Genomic DNA, 18,762 nt, shown 5'->3' on the forward strand with positions numbered 1-18,762 from the left:
GTGATTCGAGGGAAACGACTAGAACAAAAAAGAAACGGCGCCGCTAACGCGACGCCGTTGGATTATCTATCTGGGCACGGGACCTTACTCGTCGAGCAGGCCTGGCGTGGAGTTGCCGCCGCGTTTGTTGTTCGTCGTCGAGCCAGTTGACCCACCCGTCGTGGGCGACGTCGACTTGTTGCGGTTGGCCATGAAGCGATCGAACTCTTCCTGGTCCTTGGCGCGGCGCAATTCGCGGGCATATTCATCGAACTCGCTCAGCATCTCGTCGAGCTTGCGGCGTTCCTCGGCAAGCCGCTCGAGTTCCTTTTCGCGCCAGTCGTCGAAAGCGACGTTGCCGGTGCGTGCGGAGCCATGGCCCCAGCGCGCGGCCCTGTCGGAACCGCGGCGGCAACCGGCGAAGATGCCGTCGGTGGCGCGGTTGACGTCGCGCTTGAAGCCCTCGAGCCGGTCGCCCCAGATGATGTAGGCGAGCATGGCTAAGCCGAGCGGCCAGAACACCATGAACCCGATCACCATCAACGCGATGGTCGCCGGCGTCCAGGCCGGACGGATCAATGCAGATGTGTTCATTTCTCCCAATCCTTCAGTTGGAGACAGCCAATTCCGGCTGCGTGGAATCGAAATGGGATGAAGAAAACGGCGATTCAAGACAGCAGCCGCCAAAACCGGACAAGCGGCTGAAATGATTATCGCTTTTTGAGCTTTTCGAGGAAAAGAGCAGCCAGACCCCGTAAGGGGGCAATGTCGCCGACGGTTCTGCAGTGAAAATCCAGCGCCGATCGCGTCTGCTGGCTGAGTGCAATGGTTTGACGCTTCGAAGCCGTCCGTTCAAAAATCCAGAGGCGCATTGTCGACGACCTCTTTCATCACGAAGAAGGTTCTCGTCTGGCGAACGCCAGGCAGTGCGATCAATTGGTCCCCGTGGATTCGGTTGAAATCCGCCATGTCACCAACCCTGATCTTCAGAAAATAGTCGAAGTCGCCTGCCACCAGATGGCAGTCGAGGATGAATTTCAGCTTGGCGACGGCCTTTTCGAATTCCGCGAAACTCTCCGGGGTCGAACGGTCGAGTACGACGCCAACCATCACCAACGCGCCTCTGTCGACCTTCTGCGGGGTCACCATCGCCCTGACATGGCTGATGTAGCCTTCATCGAACAGGCGTTGCGTCCGGCGGTGGCACGTCGCCGGGCTAACAGCGACCGACTGCGCCAGCTCCGCATTGGTCAGTCGCCCATTGCCCTGGAGCAGGCGCAACATTTTCAGGTCGATCCGGTCGAGCGCTGCGCGCATGAAAGATTCTTCCGTTATTCGGATTAAGACTCGAATATATATGACATTTCAATGCCATGAAGCGATATTTTGGATATTCTGGCTCGATCTTTGAGAGTACATTTCACGGCAGAGCTGATAGTGTTCATCGCACCACACCGCAATGAATGGAACAAGCGAGGGCACTCTCATGCTCGAGAAATTCGAACGTTATCCGCTCACATTCGGGCCGACCCATATCGAGAAACTGGAGCGGCTTGGTGGTCATCTCGGCGGGAAGGTCGATCTCTATGCCAAGCGGGAGGATTGCAATTCCGGCCTTGCCTTCGGTGGCAATAAACTGCGCAAGCTCGAATACATCGTCCCGGACGCGATCGCCTCAAACGCCGACACGCTGGTGTCGATCGGTGGCGTCCAATCCAACCATACGCGCATGGTGGCGGCCGTCGCGGCGAAGATCGGCATGAAATGCCGCCTCGTGCAGGAAAGCTGGGTGCCCCACGAGGACGCCGTCTACGATCGCGTCGGCAATATCCTTTTGAGCCGGATCATGGGCGCTGATGTCCAGATGGTCGATGAGGGTTTCGACATCGGGATTAGGGAAAGCTGGGAACAGGCAATCGCGGATGTGAAGGCCAAGGGTGGCAAACCCTATCCAATTCCGGCCGGGGCTTCGGTACACAAATATGGCGGCCTGGGCTATGTCGGCTTTGCCGAGGAGGTCCGCGCGCAGGAGAAGGAGCTCGGCTTCGCCTTCGACTACATCGTCGTTTGTACCGTCACCGGTTCGACTCACGCCGGCATGCTGGTCGGCTTCGCCAAGGACGGCCGCGAGCGCAAGGTGATCGGCATCGACGCATCCTGCACCCCGGCGCAGACCAAGGCGCAAGTGCTCAAGATCGCGCAGAGCACCGCGACGCTGGTCGAACTCGGCAAGGATCTCGATGAGAACGATGTCGTCCTGATCGAAGATTATGCCTATCCGGTCTACGGCGTCCCCTCGCAGGAGACGAAGGAAGCAATCCGTCTCTGCGCGCGTCTTGAAGGCATGATCACGGATCCGGTCTATGAGGGAAAATCCATGCAGGGCATGATCGATCTCGTGAGCAAGGGTTATTTTCCCAAGGGATCGAAAGTGCTCTACGCCCACCTTGGCGGCGCTCCGGCCATCAACGGATATGCTTATACGTTCCGCAACGGCTGAATCTATCCCGCCTGCCGCACCATCGCGTCCACCGCCCGCACCAGCATGTCGAGATCCTGCGGCCGCGACAGGCGGTGGTCGCCGTCCGGAATGAGCGACAGCGTGACGTCGTCGGCCGGCAGCAGGCTGACCAGCTTCAGCGCATGGCTCGACGGCACGTCGGGATCGGCCAGCCCTTGCAGGATGTGGACCGGACAGTGCGTGTCGATCGGCCCGGTCATCACCCGGTTGTTGCGGCCGTCCTCGATCAGTGCGTGCGTGTAGATGTACGGCTCGGCGGAATAGTCCGACGGCTCTTCGAAAAAGCCCTTTTTCCTGAGGTTGCGCTTCTGCGCTCCGGTCAGCACCGGCTCCACCAGTTCGAATGTGAAATCGGGCGCCGGCGCCAGCAACACAAGGCCGGCGACGCTGTTCTCGCCCGCCTTGCGCAACTCCTGCACCATGCGCAGCGCGATCCAGGCGCCCATCGACGAACCGACCAGGATTTGCCTGCCCTGGGTGAAACGGCGGAAAACCGCCAGGCTCTCGCCCAGCCATTTCGAGATGGTGCCGTCGGCAAAGGCGCCGCCCGATTCGCCGTGGCCGGAATAATCGTGGCGCAGGAAGGCGCGGCCTTCCCCGAGCGCCCATTCCGACAGTGTTTCGGCCTTGGTGCCCAGCATGTCGGATTTGTAGCCGCCAAGCCAGACGATGCCGGGCTCGACACCTGCCGCATGCCTGACGGCGATGCTCGTCCCGTCGACGTCCAGGAAGATCGGGGTGGTGCTCATGGTGTATTCCCTCACGCCGGTCTTTTGGCACAGCAAGGCATTCAACGAAAAGTGCTCCGCCACTTTCTTCGCTTGGTGCAGAGGAGCATTCCATCGAGCAGGTGATTTCCTGAGAATGCTGTGCTATTGACTCCGACCGCGCGCTCACCACATTGCGCGTTCGCAATTCTGAACCGAAGAACCCCTTAACGAAACGGCTCAAGGAGACCACGACCATTCGCAGACCTTTCAAAGCAGCGGCGCCCACCAAGGAAGGCCCGCGCTCCAACCGTGACATCCGGGTTCCCCGGGTCCAGCTAATCGACGCCGAAGGCCAGAACCGCGGCGATGTCTCCATCAACGACGCATTGCTGCTCGCCGAAGAGGCGGGGCTCGATCTGGTCGAGATATCGCCCAATGCAGTGCCGCCCGTCGTAAAAATCCTCGATCTCGGCAAGCTGAAATACGCCAACCAGAAGAAGGCGGCCGAGGCGCGCAAGAACCAGAAGGTCATCGAGATCAAGGAGATCAAGATGCGCCCGAACATCGACAGCCACGACTATGAGACCAAGATGAAGGCCGTCCGGCGCTTTTTCGAGGAAGGCGACAAGGTCAAGCTGACATTGCGCTTCCGCGGTCGCGAGATGGCGCATATGGAACTCGGCATGCAGCTTCTGAACAAGGTTCGCGAGGAAGTGGCGCCCATCGCCAAGGTCGAAGCCGAACCGAAGCTCGAAGGCCGCCAGATGATGATGGTGCTGGCGCCCCGCTAAAGCGCGTTGCGCTTTAGTTCTGTTTTGTGCATGTCGTTGTCGCAAAACCGCTGCGCACTTTTGGGCGACGTGCATAAAATCCGCCTGAATCATGTTGCAAGGCGTCCCGGCGATCGGCGGGGCGCCTGTTTTCTTGACCAGACGCTGCGATCGCCGGCGAGAGCAACGACGCTCTGGTTCCCTCGACGATCGGATTCCCGACATGGTCAATGACGTCAAGCATTCGGAAGCCAAATATGGGCTGGGCAGCTACCAGCACACGCGCAGGATGGTGCTTGCCGTCGTCGTCGTCGTCCTGTTCGCGATGCTTTTGTTCGGGCAGTCGGTTTTTCCGCCCGATACGCCTGTGCATGAAACAATCGAAATGGTTGGCGTCGTGCTGATCTTTCTCGGCATTGTCGGACGCTTGTGGTCGACGCTCTATATCGGCGGTCGCAAATCCTCCGAAGTGGTGACCGGCGGACCGTATTCGATTACGCGCAACCCACTCTATGTCTTCTCTACTTTAGCTGCCGCCGGTGTCGGCGCACAGATCGGCTCCATCACCGCCACGATCGGCTTTGGAGCGCTCTGCGCGGGTGCCTTTTACATCGTTATCCTGCGCGAGGAGAAATTCCTCAAGCAGGCTCTCGGCGCGCCATACCAGGCCTACCTGGCGAAAGTGCCGCGCTTCTTCCCGAAACTGTCGCTGTATCAGGAAGGCGACACCGGCAGCTTCAAGCCGCGCCTGCTGCGAACCACGCTGCTGGACGGGCTGGTGTTCCTCGTTGCCTTGCCGGCTTTCGAACTGATCGACGGCGCCCAGCAGTCCGGCATATTGCCGGTGCTGTTCCGTTTCCCCTGAGTACAGTGTTGCTGAGTACAGTGTTGCTGGGCACGGGGTGTTGCACGCGCTCCCGCTTTGACGTATAGGACCGCCGTTCCCAAAAAACCGCCCGGCAGGGCATGCCGTGGCGGTTTCATTTGCTTTTCGGGCTTTGGTCGGCCTGAAGCGAACAAAAAGCGCATTGGTGCGCATATAAAACGGAGTAGCAAAATGCCCAAGATGAAGACCAAATCGGCCGCCAAGAAGCGGTTCAAGATCACAGGTACGGGTAAAGTTCTGTCGGCTGCGGCCGGCAAGCGTCACGGCATGATCAAGCGTTCCAACAAGTTCATTCGAAATGCCCGCGGCACGATGGTTCTGGCTGAACCGGATGGCAAGAAGGTCATCAAGAATTTTCTGCCGAACGGCCTCTAGGGCATGATGCCAAAAAGTTGCAGACTTTTTGGAAACATCATGCGCCAAAATAAGAGCATTCGGTCTGGACACGCATTTGTTTTACGCAATTCCGAACGGAAAACCGCCAGGCACTTTTCCTGGAATTGCTTTTAAGGAGATCATGACATGGCACGCGTAAAGAGAGGCGTCACCTCGCACGCCAAGCACAAGAAGGTCCTGAAAGCCGCCAAGGGTTTTTACGGCCGCCGCAAGAACACCATTCGCATCGCCAAGCAGGCGGTGGAAAAGTCGCTGCAGTACGCCTATCGCGACCGCAAGAATCGCAAGCGTTCGTTCCGCGCGCTGTGGATCCAGCGCATCAATGCGGCGACGCATGAGCATGGCCTGACCTATGGCCGTTTCATCGACGGTCTCAACAAGGCCGGGATCGAGATCGATCGCAAGATCCTGTCGGACATGGCCATCCACGAGCCGAAGGCCTTCGCCGCACTCGTGGCCAAGGCCAAAGTCGCGCTCGAATACCTGAAGAATACCACGCCGAATGCTTTTGAAAGCGCTGTCGCTTAAGACCAGCGCTTCCCAAGCTATTCGACACTTGATTTGGGAAACCCGCGCTGGCAGGGCTGGCGCGGGTTTTTCTTTGCTTCCAATCGGATCTGGAACATGAGTGACATGGAAACTCTCGAAAATTCCCTGATGGCCGAGATCGCCTCGGCCGCCGACGAGCAGGCGATCGAGGCGGTGCGTGTCTCTGCCCTTGGCAAGAAGGGCTCGGTTTCCGAGATGCTGAAGACACTCGGCTCGATGAGCGCCGAGGAGCGACAGGTCAAGGGCCCGGCAATCAACGGCCTCAAGAACCGCGTCACCGAGGCACTTTCGGCGCGCCGCGCCGAGCTGAAAGATGTGGCGATCACGGCACGGCTTGCCGCCGAGAAGGTCGACGTCAGCTTGCCGGTCAGGCAATCGCCGGCCGAGCGCGGCCGCATCCATCCGATCAGCCAGGTTATCGACGAGATCGCGGCGATTTTCGGCGATCTCGGCTTTGCCATCGCCGAAGGTCCGGACATCGAGACCGACTATTACAATTTCACCTCGCTGAACTTCCCGGAAGGCCACCCGGCGCGCGAGATGCACGACACGTTCTTCTTCCAGCCGGACGAGCAGGGCGAGCGCAAGCTTTTGCGCACCCACACCTCGCCGGTGCAGATCCGCACCATGGAGATGCAGAAGCCGCCGATCCGCATCGTCATCCCCGGCAAGACCTACCGGCAGGATTCCGATGCGACCCACTCGCCGATGTTCCATCAGGTCGAGGGGCTGGTGATCGACAAATCGGCCAACGTCGCCAACATGAAATGGGTGCTGGAGGAGTTCTGCAAAGCCTTCTTCGAGGTGCCGAGCGTCAAGATGCGCTTCCGGCCGTCTTTCTTCCCGTTTACCGAGCCCAGCCTCGAGGTCGACATCCAGTGCGACCGTTCACGGCCCGGCGAGGTGCGCTTCGGCGAAGGCTCCGACTGGATGGAGATTCTCGGCTGCGGCATGGTCCACCCCAATGTGCTCCGTTACGGTGGGCTCGATCCCGACGAATACCAGGGCTTCGCCTGGGGCATGGGCATCGACCGTATCGCCATGCTGAAATACGGCATGCCGGATCTGCGCGCCTTCTTCGACGCCGATGTGCGCTGGCTGTCGCATTACGGTTTTAGGCCGCTCGACATGCCGACGCTGTTCGGGGGCTTGAGCGCGTGACGACCGGGCCGCAGCAAATCCGCGGGCAGCTCGCCTTCCTGCACATGTCCGACGCGCGGCCGCATAGCTTCAAGTGCAACGTGCCCAGACCAGACGGAACACAGTCATGAAACTCACCCTCTCCTGGCTCAAGGATCATCTCGAGACAGACGCCTCGCTGGCGGAAATCGTCGAGTGTCTCACCTCGATCGGCCTCGAGGTCGAGCATGTCGACGACCGGGCGAGCCTGGCTCCCTTCGTCATCGCCAAGGTGGTGACGGCGGTCCAGCATCCCGACGCCGACCGACTTCGCGTGCTGACCGTCGACACCGGCGACGGCAAGCCGCCGGTGCAGGTCGTGTGTGGAGCGCCGAACGCCCGCGCGGGCCTGATCGGCGCCTTTGCAGCACCGGGCACCTATATTCCCGGCATCGACGTGACGCTGACCGTCGGCAAGATCCGCGGCGTTGAAAGCCACGGCATGATGTGCTCCGAGCGCGAGCTCGAATTGTCCGAGGAGCATGACGGCATCATCGACCTTCCGGCCGATGCGCCGGTCGGTACCAGCTTCGCCGCCTATGCCCATCTCGACGACCCGCTGATCGAGATCAATCTGACGCCGAATCGGCCGGATGCGACCAGTGTCCATGGCATCGCCCGCGATCTGGCGGCGAGCGGGCTCGGCACGCTGAAGAGCGCGCCGATAGAGCCGATCCCCGGCAAGGGCGAGACGCCGGTCAAGGTGACGATCGAAGCGCCGGAGCTCTGTCCCGGCTTTGCGCTGCGCCTGGTGCGCGGCGTCAAGAACGGACCGTCGCCGAAATGGCTGCAGCAAAGGCTTCTCGCCATCGGCTTGAGGCCGATCAGCGCGCTCGTCGATATCACCAATTACGTCACCTTCGACCGTGGCCGGCCGCTGCATGTCTTCGACGCTGCGAAGGTCACCGGCAATCTCGCCGTGCGCCGGGCGCGTGATGGCGAAAAGGTGCTGTCGCTCGACGGCCGCGAATACACGCTGACGCCGGAGATGTGCGTCATCGCCGACCAGGACGGCATCGAATCGATTGCCGGCATCATGGGCGGCGAGCATTCCGGCTGCGACGAGAACACCACCGACGTGCTGATCGAGTCGGCGCTTTGGGACCCGATCACCACCGCCCGCACCGGCCGCACACTCGGCATCATCACCGACGCGCGCTATCGGTTTGAGCGCGGCGTCGACCCGGAAATGATGGTTCCCGGCTTGGAGCTGGCAACGAAGCTGGTGCTCGATTTCTGCGGCGGTACGCCGGCGCAAACCGAAGTCGTCGGCTATGCCGGCCATCAGCCGAAGATCGTCTCGTTCCCATTGTCGGAAGTGAAGCGGCTGACCGGCATCGAAGTGCCGCGCTCGACAAGCCTCGACATTCTTGCCCGCCTCGGCTTCAGGCCGGAGGGCACGGGCGATGTCGTCAATGTGGCGGTCCCGTCCTGGCGGCCGGATGTCGACGGCAAGGCCGACCTGGTCGAGGAGGTCATGCGCATCCACGGCGTCGACAACATCGCGCCGCAGCCGCTCGGTTCGCACGATGCGGTCAACGCCAGGATCCTCACTGTGCTGCAGATCCGCACCCGCGCCGCCAAGCGGGCACTTGCCGTGCGCGGCATGATGGAGGCCGTCACCTGGTCGTTCATTCCGGCAAAACACGCCGAATTGTTCGGCGGCGGCCAGCAGGCGCTGAAGCTTGCCAACCCGATCGCCGCCGATATGTCGGACATGCGGCCGTCGCTGCTGCCGGGGCTGATTGCGGCAGCACAGCGCAATGCCGACAAGGGCATCGGCGATGTCGCGCTGTTCGAAGTGTCGGGCACTTATGAGGGCGATGGTGCCGACCAGCAGCGGCGCGTTGCCGCCGGCGTGCGGCGCGGCACCGCCAGGCTCGAGGGCTCCGGCCGCCATTGGGCCGGCAATGCCGGCGCCGTCGGCGTCTTCGATGCCAAGGCCGATGCGATCGCAGCACTCGAAGCCTGCGGCGCGCCGGTCGAGCGGCTGCAGATCGAGGCTGGCGGCCCGGCCTGGTATCATCCCGGCCGCTCCGGCACGATCAAGCTTGGGCCGAAGGTAATCCTTGGCACGTTTGGCGAGTTCCACCCGAAGACGCTGGAGGGGCTTGACGTCTCCGGCCCGCTTTGCGGCTTCGAAGTGTTCATCGATACCGTGCCCGAGCCGAAGGCCAAGCCGACGCGAACAAAGCTGAGGCTTGATCTGTCCGCCTTCCAGGCGGTCAAGCGCGATTTCGCCTTCGTCGTCGACAAGGCGGTCGAAGCCGGCACACTCGTTCGCGCCGCCCTTGCCGCCGACCGGAAGCTGATTTCCGGCGTCTCGGTGTTCGATGTTTTCGAGGGTGCAGCGCTCGGCGCGGCGAAAAAATCGATCGCCATTGAAGTGTCGATCCAGCCGGTCGAAAAGACGCTGACCGATGAGGATTTCGAGGCGCTGGCCAAGCGCATCGTCGATAATGTCGGCAAGCAGACCGGCGGCGTGCTGCGGACGTAAGGGGATGCTCTGATGGACCACAAGCTCTCCATCAACTGGCTGGCAACGCATATCGGGACTGTCGATGGGTTCCTGGACGACCAGGAATGCGCCGATCTGATCGCCGACAGCGAACGGCGTGGTTTTGAGGCAGCCAAGGTAAACAGCGCCGGCGGCGCGAGCGTGATGACGGAACTCCGCAACAACGACCGTGTCGTTTTTGATGACGAGGATCTTGCCGACCTGCTTTTTGCGCGGGCGCGCCCGATGCTCTATCGCGGCCTCGGCGACTGGCGGCTGACTGGGCTGAATGAGCGTTTCCGCTTCTATCGCTACGGGCCGGGCCAGAAGTTCGATTGGCACAATGACGGCTATTTCGAGCGCAATGCCTCGGAGCGCAGCCAGTTTACCTTCATGATCTATCTGTCGGATGGATTTGAAGGGGGCGGAACCTCGTTTCGCGGCGAGATGCCGGGTTATGCCGGCACCAGCCTGGTGGTGAAACCCAGGAAAGGCATGGCGCTGGCCTTCTATCATCCGATCGAACACCGCGGCGACGAGGTGCTGTCGGGGCGCAAGTACATCATCCGAACGGACGTGATGTACAAGCGCCAATGAAACGCTGTCCGTTCTGCCGCTGAGCTAAATGCACCTGACCCCGCTGGAAGTGTTTTTCGTCAAGGAGTTCTGCCGTTCCGCCGGCGTTTCTCCTGACATGATGCGTGCGCTGAAAGTCAAAGACCGCAGCCGCGATCCTGTAGGGTTCATGACCACAATCGTTGCCTCATCGGTTCCCCCGGAATTGCGCTTTGAGAGTCCAGTGTTCAGTTCGCTTCGGGTAGCGTGCGTTGGACCTGACCAGCTTCTTTGCGGCATGGTGCTGTTCTTCGATGAGATTGAAGGAAAGCTAGATGCGATCGAAGGCTTTGTGTATGGCGAAGAATGGCCGTCAATCGAGGAGCCAGTCTTCTGGTCCGAGACCGACCGAACAATGAGCCTTGGGCGGGAGGGAAACTAGCCTGCAGAAATGGGCGTCACGACGCCCTTTCCGATAATTGCACAACGGATGGCGCGCTGAGGATCTAGAGGGGTTGCCGGCAGATGGCGAATCGCCGTCCAAGGGACGATGGACCATTTGCGCTATTCAGGGCTGCCCTTCGAGGAACAGCGTGCAGTCTTTCTCGATATCGTCTCAGCCGATCCGCTGGTCGGTGAGACGCTGTCGCGGGTACGGGTGCTAGGCCTGCCGGACTGGCTGGTCGTCTCAGGCGCGCTTTACAACAGCGTCTGGAATCATCTGACCGGAAAGCCCTTGGGGTACGGCATCCGGGATGTCGACCTGTTCTATTTCGATGAGAGCGATCTGCCCTATGAAGCCGAGGACACGGTCATCCGCCGGGCGGCGAAGCAGTTCGAAGGACTGACGCTGCCGGTCGAAGTGCGCAACCAGGCGCGGGTGCATCTGTGGTTTGAGGCGCGCTTTGGCGGTTCCTATCCCAGACTGTCGTCGTCCGCCGAGGCGCTGTCCTATTTCGCTTCGAAAACCCATGCGGTCGGCGTTAGATTCGGCACCGATGGGCAACTCGCGCTCGTGGCGCCGTTCGGGCTCGACGACATCTTCTCGTTTCGCGTTACCCCGAACCGTGCACTGGATAATCGGCAGACGCACGAGATGAAGGGGGCGCGTGCCAGGGAGAACTGGCCGGAGATCAGTGTCGTGCCTTGGTAGGAAATGTCGGCGCGAGGCACCCCCTCTGCCCTGCCGGGCATCTCCCCCTCAAGGGGGAAGATCGGATGTCGCCTCGGCTTTCGCCAATCACCGGCGCCGGAAGGGCGGGCAGGGCGCGGGAACTGCCAATCTCCCCCTTGGAGATGTCCGGCAGGACAGAGGGGCTGCCTCGCGCCGAGGTCTCACAACGCTTTGCATCGCACCGTATTAGTCAAAAAGGGGTGCCGAAACGCCCCGTTTCGATTACGCCGTCGATTGCCATTCACCCGTTAACCAGCGCCAGCAGCTCCTCGGTATAGCGCTTGCCGACCACCTTTTCCGGCGACAGGGCGTCGCCGATGGATGCCACCTCGGCCTGGCTCAGCACGACATCGGCTGCCGCCGTATTCTGCTGCAGATGGCGCATTTTTCGCGCACCAGGGATCGGCACAATGAAGTCGCCCTGATGCAGCACCCAGGCGAGCGCCAGCTGCGCCGGCGTCACGCCCTTCCCGGCGGCCATCTTTTCCAGCACGGCGACGACCGCCGCATTGGCCGCCATGGCGTCGGCCTGGAAGCGCGGCAACCCGCGGCGCCAGTCGTCGGCGCCGAGAACATCGGGCTTGGCGATCGTGCCGGTGAGCAGGCCGCGGCCGAGCGGGCTATAGGGGACAAAGCCGATGCCGAGCTCACGGCAGACAGCAAACACCTCCTCCTCCGGATCACGGCTCCACAGTGAATACTCGCTCTGCACGGCGGCGATCGGGTGCACGGCATGCGCCCGGCGGATGGTCGCCGCACTCGCCTCCGACAGGCCGAGCGCCCGCACCTTGCCCTCGCGCACCAGCTCGGCCATGGCGCCGACCGTATCCTCGATCGGCACGTTGGGGTCGACGCGGTGCTGGTAATAGAGATCGATCACCTCCGTATCCAACCGCTTCAATGACGCTTCGGCCACCGCCTTGACATGCTCCGGGCGGCTATCGACACCGGCCATGCGCTCCATGCCGCTGCCTTCTTCGAGGATTTTGAAGCCGAATTTGGTTGCGATCGTCACCTTGTCACGCACCGGCTTCAGCGCCTTGCCGACCAGGGTCTCGTTCTCGAAAGGGCCATAGACCTCGGCCGTGTCGAAGAAATTGACCCCGATCTCGACGGCATGGCGCAGCGTCGCAATCGCCTCCGCCTCCGGCTGGCCACCATAGGCAAAGCTCATCCCCATGCAGCCGAGGCCGACCGGGTAGACGTCGAGTTCATTGCCAAGCTTGCGGGTTTGCATCACGTGTCTCCTTGTTGTGATGGTTGTGATGCCGCAGAGATAGCGTCTTGCGCCGAGTTCGATAATCGGCTCTCAATTGCACGGGCTGTTCCAAGAAATAGATCAATGAAGCGAACCCATCTTTCACAGCTCGCGGTACTGGCAATGGTCGCCCAATGCGGCAGTTTTCGCGGCGCCGCCAAGGAACTGGCAATCGCGCCGTCGGCGGTCAGCCACGCGGTGTCCAGCCTCGAAGCGCGCCTCGGCGTGCGCCTTCTGGCACGCAGCACGCGCAGCGTTGCTCCGACCGAGGAGGGCGCGCAACTGCTTGAGCGCCTCAGGCCGGCGCTGTCGGAAATCGACCTGGCGCTGGAATCGGCGATCGAGGCGCGCCACCGGCCGGCGGGCAATCTCAGGCTGACCGTGCCGCGCACCGCGGCCCATCTGGCGCTGACGCCGAGGCTCAGCGCCTTTGCGGCTGCCTATCCCGACATCGTGCTGGAGATCGTCATCGAGGACCGCTTCACCGACGTCGTCGAGGGCGGCTTCGATGGCGGTGTGCGACTGGGCGAGAGCCTGCAGCGCGACATGATCGCGGTGCGCATCGGACCAGACCTTCGCGGCGCCGTGGTCGGCGCGCCAGCCTACTTCGAGACCATGCCAAAACCGCAGCATCCGCGCGATCTCGCCGCTCACCGCTGCATCCGCTTCCGCTTCTCCAGCGGCATTCTCTACCGCTGGGAATTCGAGCAAAACGGCGAGGAGATCGAGATAGCGGTGCAGGGGCCGCTGATCCTCGACGAGGACCATCTGATTGCCAACGCCGCAGTCGACGGCGCCGGGCTCGCCTTCGTGTTCGAGGATTATGTCCGCGACGCGCTCGCCGCCGGCAAGCTCGTTCGCGTGCTGGAGGACTGGTGCCCGCGCTTCGACGGCTTCTTCGTCTATTACCCCAGCCGCCGCCAGATGCGGCCGGCGCTCAGAGCCTTTGTCGATTTTTTCAAGGTCGGCGAGTAAGCCAACCCTCCCCACAAGGGAGAGGTGGAAGAAAGCCGACCTGGCATTCGTTCACCGACCATGTCAGCACTGCCCAAAAACCAGACTGCCGGCTACGGCTGGACGGCGATCATCCTTCACTGGCTGATCGCGGCGCTCTTTGTCGGCCAGTTCGTGCTCGGCTTCGTCATGGTGCGGCTGTCCAGCCAGCGCACCACCTTCGAGCTGATCCAGCTGCATAAATCCTTCGGCTTCCTGCTGCTTGGACTGGTCATCCTGCGCATCGCCTGGCGCCTAGGCAGACCGGCCCCGCCGCTGCCGCGCTCGGTCGGCCCGTTCGAGCGCCGGATGGCGCCGCTGGTCCATCTCGCGCTTTATGCGTTTCAGCTCGCTCTGCCGTTGTCCGGCTGGGCGCTGGTCTCGGTCTCGGTGCTGGAGATCCCGAGCGTGCCGTTCAATCTGTTCGTCATGCCCAATCTGCCGATCGGTGAATCGGACACGGCAGAAAGCTTCTGGGCAGCGACGCACTGGTATCTCGCCTATGCCGGCATCGGACTTGTCGCTTTGCATCTCGCCGCAGCGCTGCGCCATCATTTCTGGCTGAGGGATACCGTGCTGACGCGCATGATCACGGCTTCGTCACATCACGACAGGGAATAGAGCGGACGGCTCATTCGTTGATGGGGCGAGGACGCAAGAAAGCGTTGCCTGCCAAGAGGACCATTTCCATGTACGCGCGCATCTTCGGATTTGCGGCAGCCGCCGCTTGTTTTGCCATGCCTGTTTTCGCCGCCGTTGCCCTCGGCGACGCGGCCGGCAGCTACACCATCAGCCCGGGGAGTTCCAGCATCCATTTCTCCATCGGCAAGCTCGGCGGCGGCGGGCTCGACGGTGCTTTCTCCCGCTTCAAGGGCAGTATCCTTATCGACAACAGCGATGTCGGCCGGTCCCAGGTCAATTTCACCATCTTCCCCGAAAGCGTCGGTACCGGCCAAAGCCGCATCGATGCCTTTCTCCGCTCGGACGCAGTCTTCGACGCGGCCGACAATCCGGAGATCCAGTTCCGTTCGACCAGCGTCAAACGGACCGGCGACACGTCAGCCCTTGTCACCGGCCGGCTGACGGCGCGCGGCAAGACCTTTCAGGAAAAATTCACGGCCGAGCTCGGCGGCCTCAGGGCGGGCGCGATAAAATTCCATGTCACCGGCAAGGTGCTGCGGTCGCGCTACGGCATGGATGTCGGCACGCCGATTTACTCCAACGTCGTCGATTTCGACATGACGCTGACGGGTAGAAGGGGTTGAGCGGTTCTTCCTGCGATTTCACCGTCGCTGCAGGACCTGGGTTCCTCGCCCCCGCGGAGCGGCGCGGTGCGGGGGGAGAGGTGGCCCGGCGAAGCCGGGACGGAGAGGGGGACGACGGTCGCGAAGTCAGACTCCTAAAAGGGACTGAGCGCGAGACGGGCCATAATACGAAGCCTATCAGGCGCCGCCCTTAAACAGCGAATTCCAGCCCGTCACGAAGACCCCTCTCCGTCCCGGCTTCGCCGGGCCACCTCTCCCCACTTCGTGGGGCGAGGAACCATGCTCCCGCATTGGCTTTTCTCCTGAATTAGGGCAAACCTCCAGGCCTGCAATCGAGAGGAGAAACCTGATGTTCCGATGGGGTGTTTTGTCGACGGCCAAGATCGGCCGCGAGCAGCTTTTGCCGGCAATCGTCGAGGCGGAGAACGGCGTGCTGTCCGCGATTGCCAGCCGCGATCTGTCGAAAGCGCGGGCGCTGGGCGAACGCTTCGGTGCGCGCCACGCGTTCGGCTCCTATGAGGAGCTGCTCGCCTCCAGCGACATCGACGGCGTCTACATTCCGCTGCCGACCTCGCAGCATGTCGAATGGACGGCCAAGGCGATCGAGGCCGGCAAGCATGTTCTGGTCGAAAAACCGCTGGCGCTCGATGCCAGGGACATTCCGCCGCTGATCAAGCTGCGCGATGCCAGGAAGGTGCTGGTGTGCGAAGCCTTCATGGTCGTCTACCATCCGCAATGGATCAAGGTGCGCGACCTCATCGCCAACGGCGCCATCGGCCGGCTGCGCCATGTCCAGGGCGCGTTCTCCTATTACAATGTCGACCCCAACAACATGCGCAACAAGCTCGATCTCGGCGGCGGCGCGCTGCCCGACATCGGTGTCTACCCGACAGTGTCGACACGCTTTTCGACCGGCAAGGAGCCGCTGCGCGTCCAGGCGACGATCGAGCGCGACAAGACGTTCGGCACCGACATCTATTCCTCGATCCGCGCCGATTTCGGCGACTTCGAGCTGTCGTTTTACCTGTCGACGCAGATGGCGGCACGCCAGGTGATGATCTTCCACGGCGAGAAGGGCTTCATCGAGGTGTTCTCACCGTTCAACGCCGGACTCTACGACCATCATCGCGTCGAACTGCACAACCAGAACCACAGCGAGGCGCAGGTGTTCCGCTTTCCCGGCACGCAGCAATACCGGCTGGAAGTCGAGGCCTTCGCGCGGGCTGCGCAGGGCGGCAAGGACCGCGTCTTCACCCTGGAAGAATCGGTGCTCAACCAGAAGGTCATCGATGCCATCTTCCGCGCCGGCGAGAAGGAAGGCTGGGAGGCAGTCTAGGCAGGCCGTGATCCCACAACTGGACCGGTTTTTGTACAAGATCATGGCCAAATAGATGTCCGACGATGCGGATGTGATCATTGTCGGCGCCGGTCTTGCCGGCCTTGTCGCGGCGGCCGAACTGTCTGCGGCCGGCAAGAAGACCATCATCCTCGAGCAGGAGCCGGAACAGTCGCTTGGCGGCCAGGCATTCTGGTCGCTCGGCGGCATCTTCCTTGTCGATTCGCCCGAACAACGGCGCATGCGCATCCGCGATTCGTATGAGCTGGCGCTCGAGGATTGGCTGGGCACCGCAGCCTTTGACCGCACGGAAGATCTCTGGCCGCGCCGCTGGGCCGAGGCCTATCTCGGCTTCGCCGCCGGCGAGAAGCGCTCCTGGCTCATGCAGCGCGGCCTGAAATTTTTTCCGGTGGTCGGCTGGGCCGAGCGCGGCGGCGGCAATGCCGTCGGCCACGGCAATTCGGTGCCGCGCTTCCACATTACCTGGGGCACCGGCCCTGGCGTGCTCGAGCCGTTCGTGCAGCGCGTGCGCGAGGCCGAGAAACGCGGGCTGATCCGCTTCAAATTCCGTCACCGGGTAAACGAATTGACGCGGACGGGCGGCGTCGTCGACGGCGTGCGCGGCGACCTATTGGCGGCGAGCGATGCCGAGCGCGGCCGCAAGAGCTCGCGCGAGATCACCGGCGATTTCGAGCTGAAGGCGCAGGCCGTCATCGTCGCCTCCGGCGGCATCGGCGCCAATCACCAGCTGGTCCGGGAGAATTGGCCGAAGCGGATGGGCGCGCCGCCGAAACGCATGATCACTGGCGTTCCCGATCATGTCGGCGGCCGCATGCTGGCGATCGCCGAAGCCGCCGGCGGCCGGCTGATCAACCGCGACCGCATGTGGCACTATGTCGAGGGCGTCAGGAACTGGGCACCGATCTGGACCGATCATGCGATCCGCATCCTGCCCGGCCCGTCATCGCTGTGGCTCGATGCGCGCGGCAAGCGCCTGCCGGTCCCGCTCTATCCCGGCTTCGACACGTTGGCCACGCTCAGCCACATCATGAGCACCGGCTTCGATCATTCCTGGTTCATCCTGACCAAAAAGATCATCCAGAAGGAGTTCGCGCTGTCGGGCTCCGAGCAGAACCCCGATCTGACGGGGAAGAGCTGGCGCCAGGTGCTCGGCCGCGCCACCAGCGGCGTAGCCGCGCCGGTCAAGGCGTTCATGGAGAAGGGCGAGGATTTCATCGTCGAGCCTGATTTGCCGGCGCTGGTCGCGCGCATGAACGCAGCGGCCGGCGGCGAGCCGCTGCTCGAACTGGCGCAGGTTGAGCGCGAAATCCGCGCCCGCGACCGGCAGCTCGACAATCCGTTCTCCAAGGACATGCAGATTACTGCGTTGCGCGGCGCGCGAGCCTATCTCGGCGACCGGCTGATCCGCACCGCAAGACCGCACAAGCTGCTCGATCCCGCCAGTGGCCCGCTGATTGCCGTCAGGCTCAGAATCCTGACCCGCAAGACGCTCGGTGGGCTGGAGACTGACCTCGACAGCCGCGTACTGGGCGTCGGCGGCCAACCAGTCGAGGGGCTGTACGCGGCGGGCGAAGCCGCCGGTTTCGGCGGCGGCGGCATGCACGGCTATGCAGCGCTCGAAGGCACGTTTCTTGGCGGCTGCATCTTTTCCGGCCGCAGTGCCGGACGGGCGGCCGCGCGGATTGTGGCATAAAACAAGGCCGGGGACAGTCGTTGCGCCAAGGTGGCGGGTCGCACCGAGTGGCCAACTTCCCTTAGAGCATTTTGCAGCCAAATGGAATCATTTGGCGTCCGCATAAATGCGGCAAAACAGATAGTTAGAGCGGGTTACCGGTTCCAGGAGAACCGGAACCGGCTCTAGGCGAAGGGCTGCAAATTGACGTCTTGAAGCTTGGAACCGGCAAGCAAAGCCTCGAGCACCTGCTTCTTGAGAGACAGGCACTGCGAACGGGCAAGTTTGACGATGGCGGAAACCTCGCCTGCCTCGCAGGCAAGGACCAGCTCCTTTTGCTGGGCGATGATCAACTGGGTGAAGTCGCGGGACTTGAAGCCGAGGTGGAGAACCCGCGCCGACTGGTCGAGTATCTGGTCCAGGAGATGCGCCAGTCGCAAATTTCCCGAGAGCTCCGCAAGGGCCAGACGAAAGGCACGGTCGGCCGCAAGGAAGGCGACGTGGCTGCGTAGCGTCTCCGGCTTCAGCACTTTTTGCGCTGCCAGCCTGACATCGTCGAGCCCGCGCTCGGTCATGTTCGATGCCGCCACCCTGAACACTTCCGGCTCGATCAAGCTGCGGACATCGAAGATCTCGTTGACATCCCGCAGGCTGAGCGTAGCAACGACGTAGCCGCGGCGCGGTTCGCTCCTGACCAGCCCTTCCTGCATCAGTCGGGCCAGCGCCGCGCGGATGGTCGCCTTTTTGATCTGGTACCGGTCACCGATCTGCTTCTCCGTCAGCGCTTCACCGGGGCGCAGCACGCAGGCAATGATGTCGTTCCTCAGCTGCTCATATGCCTGTTCCCTGCGAAGGACGTCGGCGGCCGACAGTGCTGTCGCCTCGACCGTGGCCGGCCTTGCCGGTTCGCCGGTCAACTTCGTCGTTTTCATATTCTGTCCGTCTGGCTGTCCCGTTGACGCTGGCATCAGCATTCGCTAGCGTGAGCATCTCAGATTTGA

At 62.3% G+C, this 18,762-nt stretch carries 20 protein-coding genes; 15 read left to right on the forward strand and 5 right to left on the reverse strand.

Features of this window, described 5'->3' with window-relative positions:
• Nucleotides 1-84: 84 nt before the first annotated feature.
• Nucleotides 85-573 carry a DUF2852 domain-containing protein gene (locus NKI97_RS24960; RefSeq protein WP_352451639.1) on the reverse strand — a complete coding sequence of 163 codons (489 nt, stop codon included), beginning with the start codon at nucleotides 571-573 and terminating at the stop codon, nucleotides 85-87.
• Nucleotides 574-831: 258 nt separating this feature from the next.
• Nucleotides 832-1,296 carry an Lrp/AsnC ligand binding domain-containing protein gene (locus NKI97_RS24965; protein ID WP_352454794.1) on the reverse strand — a complete coding sequence of 155 codons (465 nt, stop codon included), beginning with the start codon at nucleotides 1,294-1,296 and terminating at the stop codon, nucleotides 832-834.
• A gap of 169 nt (nucleotides 1,297-1,465) precedes the next feature.
• Between NKI97_RS24965 and NKI97_RS24970 the strand changes: the two genes are divergently transcribed.
• Nucleotides 1,466-2,479 carry a 1-aminocyclopropane-1-carboxylate deaminase gene (locus NKI97_RS24970; RefSeq protein WP_352454793.1) on the forward strand — a complete coding sequence of 338 codons (1,014 nt, stop codon included), beginning with the start codon at nucleotides 1,466-1,468 and terminating at the stop codon, nucleotides 2,477-2,479.
• A 2-nt stretch (nucleotides 2,480-2,481) separates the two neighbouring features.
• Here the strand turns inward: NKI97_RS24970 and NKI97_RS24975 are convergent, their stop codons facing one another.
• Nucleotides 2,482-3,249, reverse strand: coding sequence for an alpha/beta hydrolase (locus NKI97_RS24975; protein WP_352743903.1), 768 nt, complete (start codon nucleotides 3,247-3,249; stop codon nucleotides 2,482-2,484).
• A 215-nt stretch (nucleotides 3,250-3,464) separates the two neighbouring features.
• On the opposite strand from NKI97_RS24975, the gene infC reads away from it, so the two are divergent.
• From infC to NKI97_RS25020, 9 genes are all read left to right on the forward strand, one after another.
• The gene (infC, locus tag NKI97_RS24980; protein ID WP_023677573.1) at nucleotides 3,465-4,001 is read left to right on the forward strand and encodes a translation initiation factor IF-3; all 537 of its coding nucleotides are present in this window, start codon (nucleotides 3,465-3,467) and stop codon (nucleotides 3,999-4,001) included.
• 202 nt (nucleotides 4,002-4,203) lie between these two features.
• On the forward strand, nucleotides 4,204-4,845 hold the full coding sequence (locus tag NKI97_RS24985) for a methyltransferase family protein (RefSeq protein ID WP_023677574.1): 642 nt from the start codon (nucleotides 4,204-4,206) through the stop codon (nucleotides 4,843-4,845).
• Nucleotides 4,846-5,037: 192 nt separating this feature from the next.
• Nucleotides 5,038-5,241 (forward strand): 50S ribosomal protein L35, encoded by a 204-nt coding sequence (gene rpmI, locus NKI97_RS24990; protein WP_006201248.1) that lies wholly within the window; start codon nucleotides 5,038-5,040, stop codon nucleotides 5,239-5,241.
• Nucleotides 5,242-5,388: 147 nt separating this feature from the next.
• The gene (rplT, locus tag NKI97_RS24995; protein ID WP_352472559.1) at nucleotides 5,389-5,790 is read left to right on the forward strand and encodes a 50S ribosomal protein L20; all 402 of its coding nucleotides are present in this window, start codon (nucleotides 5,389-5,391) and stop codon (nucleotides 5,788-5,790) included.
• 96 nt (nucleotides 5,791-5,886) lie between these two features.
• Nucleotides 5,887-6,972, forward strand: coding sequence for a phenylalanine--tRNA ligase subunit alpha (gene pheS, locus NKI97_RS25000; protein WP_352451635.1), 1,086 nt, complete (start codon nucleotides 5,887-5,889; stop codon nucleotides 6,970-6,972).
• 106 nt (nucleotides 6,973-7,078) lie between these two features.
• A complete protein-coding gene (gene pheT / locus NKI97_RS25005) occupies nucleotides 7,079-9,487 on the forward strand; it encodes a phenylalanine--tRNA ligase subunit beta (RefSeq protein WP_352837099.1) in 2,409 nt (802 codons plus the stop codon).
• A gap of 12 nt (nucleotides 9,488-9,499) precedes the next feature.
• Nucleotides 9,500-10,084 carry a prolyl hydroxylase family protein gene (locus NKI97_RS25010; protein WP_352744372.1) on the forward strand — a complete coding sequence of 195 codons (585 nt, stop codon included), beginning with the start codon at nucleotides 9,500-9,502 and terminating at the stop codon, nucleotides 10,082-10,084.
• A 28-nt stretch (nucleotides 10,085-10,112) separates the two neighbouring features.
• Entirely contained in the window at nucleotides 10,113-10,484 is a 372-nt protein-coding gene (locus NKI97_RS25015) for a hypothetical protein (protein WP_352837102.1), read from the forward strand.
• 108 nt (nucleotides 10,485-10,592) lie between these two features.
• Nucleotides 10,593-11,195 carry a nucleotidyltransferase family protein gene (locus NKI97_RS25020; protein ID WP_352837104.1) on the forward strand — a complete coding sequence of 201 codons (603 nt, stop codon included), beginning with the start codon at nucleotides 10,593-10,595 and terminating at the stop codon, nucleotides 11,193-11,195.
• 262 nt (nucleotides 11,196-11,457) lie between these two features.
• Here the strand turns inward: NKI97_RS25020 and NKI97_RS25025 are convergent, their stop codons facing one another.
• Nucleotides 11,458-12,453: an aldo/keto reductase gene (locus NKI97_RS25025; protein ID WP_352837106.1), complete on the reverse strand. Its 996-nt coding sequence runs from the start codon at nucleotides 12,451-12,453 to the stop codon at nucleotides 11,458-11,460.
• A gap of 105 nt (nucleotides 12,454-12,558) precedes the next feature.
• On the opposite strand from NKI97_RS25025, the gene NKI97_RS25030 reads away from it, so the two are divergent.
• The 5 genes from NKI97_RS25030 to NKI97_RS25050 all read left to right on the forward strand — a co-directional run bounded on the left by NKI97_RS25030 (nucleotide 12,559) and on the right by NKI97_RS25050 (nucleotide 17,782).
• Nucleotides 12,559-13,449, forward strand: coding sequence for a LysR family transcriptional regulator (locus NKI97_RS25030; RefSeq protein WP_352837109.1), 891 nt, complete (start codon nucleotides 12,559-12,561; stop codon nucleotides 13,447-13,449).
• A 60-nt stretch (nucleotides 13,450-13,509) separates the two neighbouring features.
• Nucleotides 13,510-14,088: a cytochrome b gene (locus NKI97_RS25035; protein ID WP_352837112.1), complete on the forward strand. Its 579-nt coding sequence runs from the start codon at nucleotides 13,510-13,512 to the stop codon at nucleotides 14,086-14,088.
• A gap of 68 nt (nucleotides 14,089-14,156) precedes the next feature.
• Entirely contained in the window at nucleotides 14,157-14,732 is a 576-nt protein-coding gene (locus NKI97_RS25040; protein ID WP_352837115.1) for a YceI family protein, read from the forward strand.
• Between the two features lie 349 nt (nucleotides 14,733-15,081).
• Nucleotides 15,082-16,068 carry a Gfo/Idh/MocA family protein gene (locus NKI97_RS25045; protein WP_352837118.1) on the forward strand — a complete coding sequence of 329 codons (987 nt, stop codon included), beginning with the start codon at nucleotides 15,082-15,084 and terminating at the stop codon, nucleotides 16,066-16,068.
• 55 nt (nucleotides 16,069-16,123) lie between these two features.
• A complete protein-coding gene (locus NKI97_RS25050) occupies nucleotides 16,124-17,782 on the forward strand; it encodes an FAD-binding dehydrogenase (protein WP_352837121.1) in 1,659 nt (552 codons plus the stop codon).
• A gap of 164 nt (nucleotides 17,783-17,946) precedes the next feature.
• Here the strand turns inward: NKI97_RS25050 and NKI97_RS25055 are convergent, their stop codons facing one another.
• Nucleotides 17,947-18,693, reverse strand: coding sequence for a GntR family transcriptional regulator (locus tag NKI97_RS25055; RefSeq protein WP_352837124.1), 747 nt, complete (start codon nucleotides 18,691-18,693; stop codon nucleotides 17,947-17,949).
• Nucleotides 18,694-18,762 lie beyond the last annotated feature (69 nt).

Source organism: Mesorhizobium sp. M0296 (genome assembly GCF_040321675.1).
GTDB lineage: Bacteria > Pseudomonadota > Alphaproteobacteria > Rhizobiales > Rhizobiaceae > Mesorhizobium.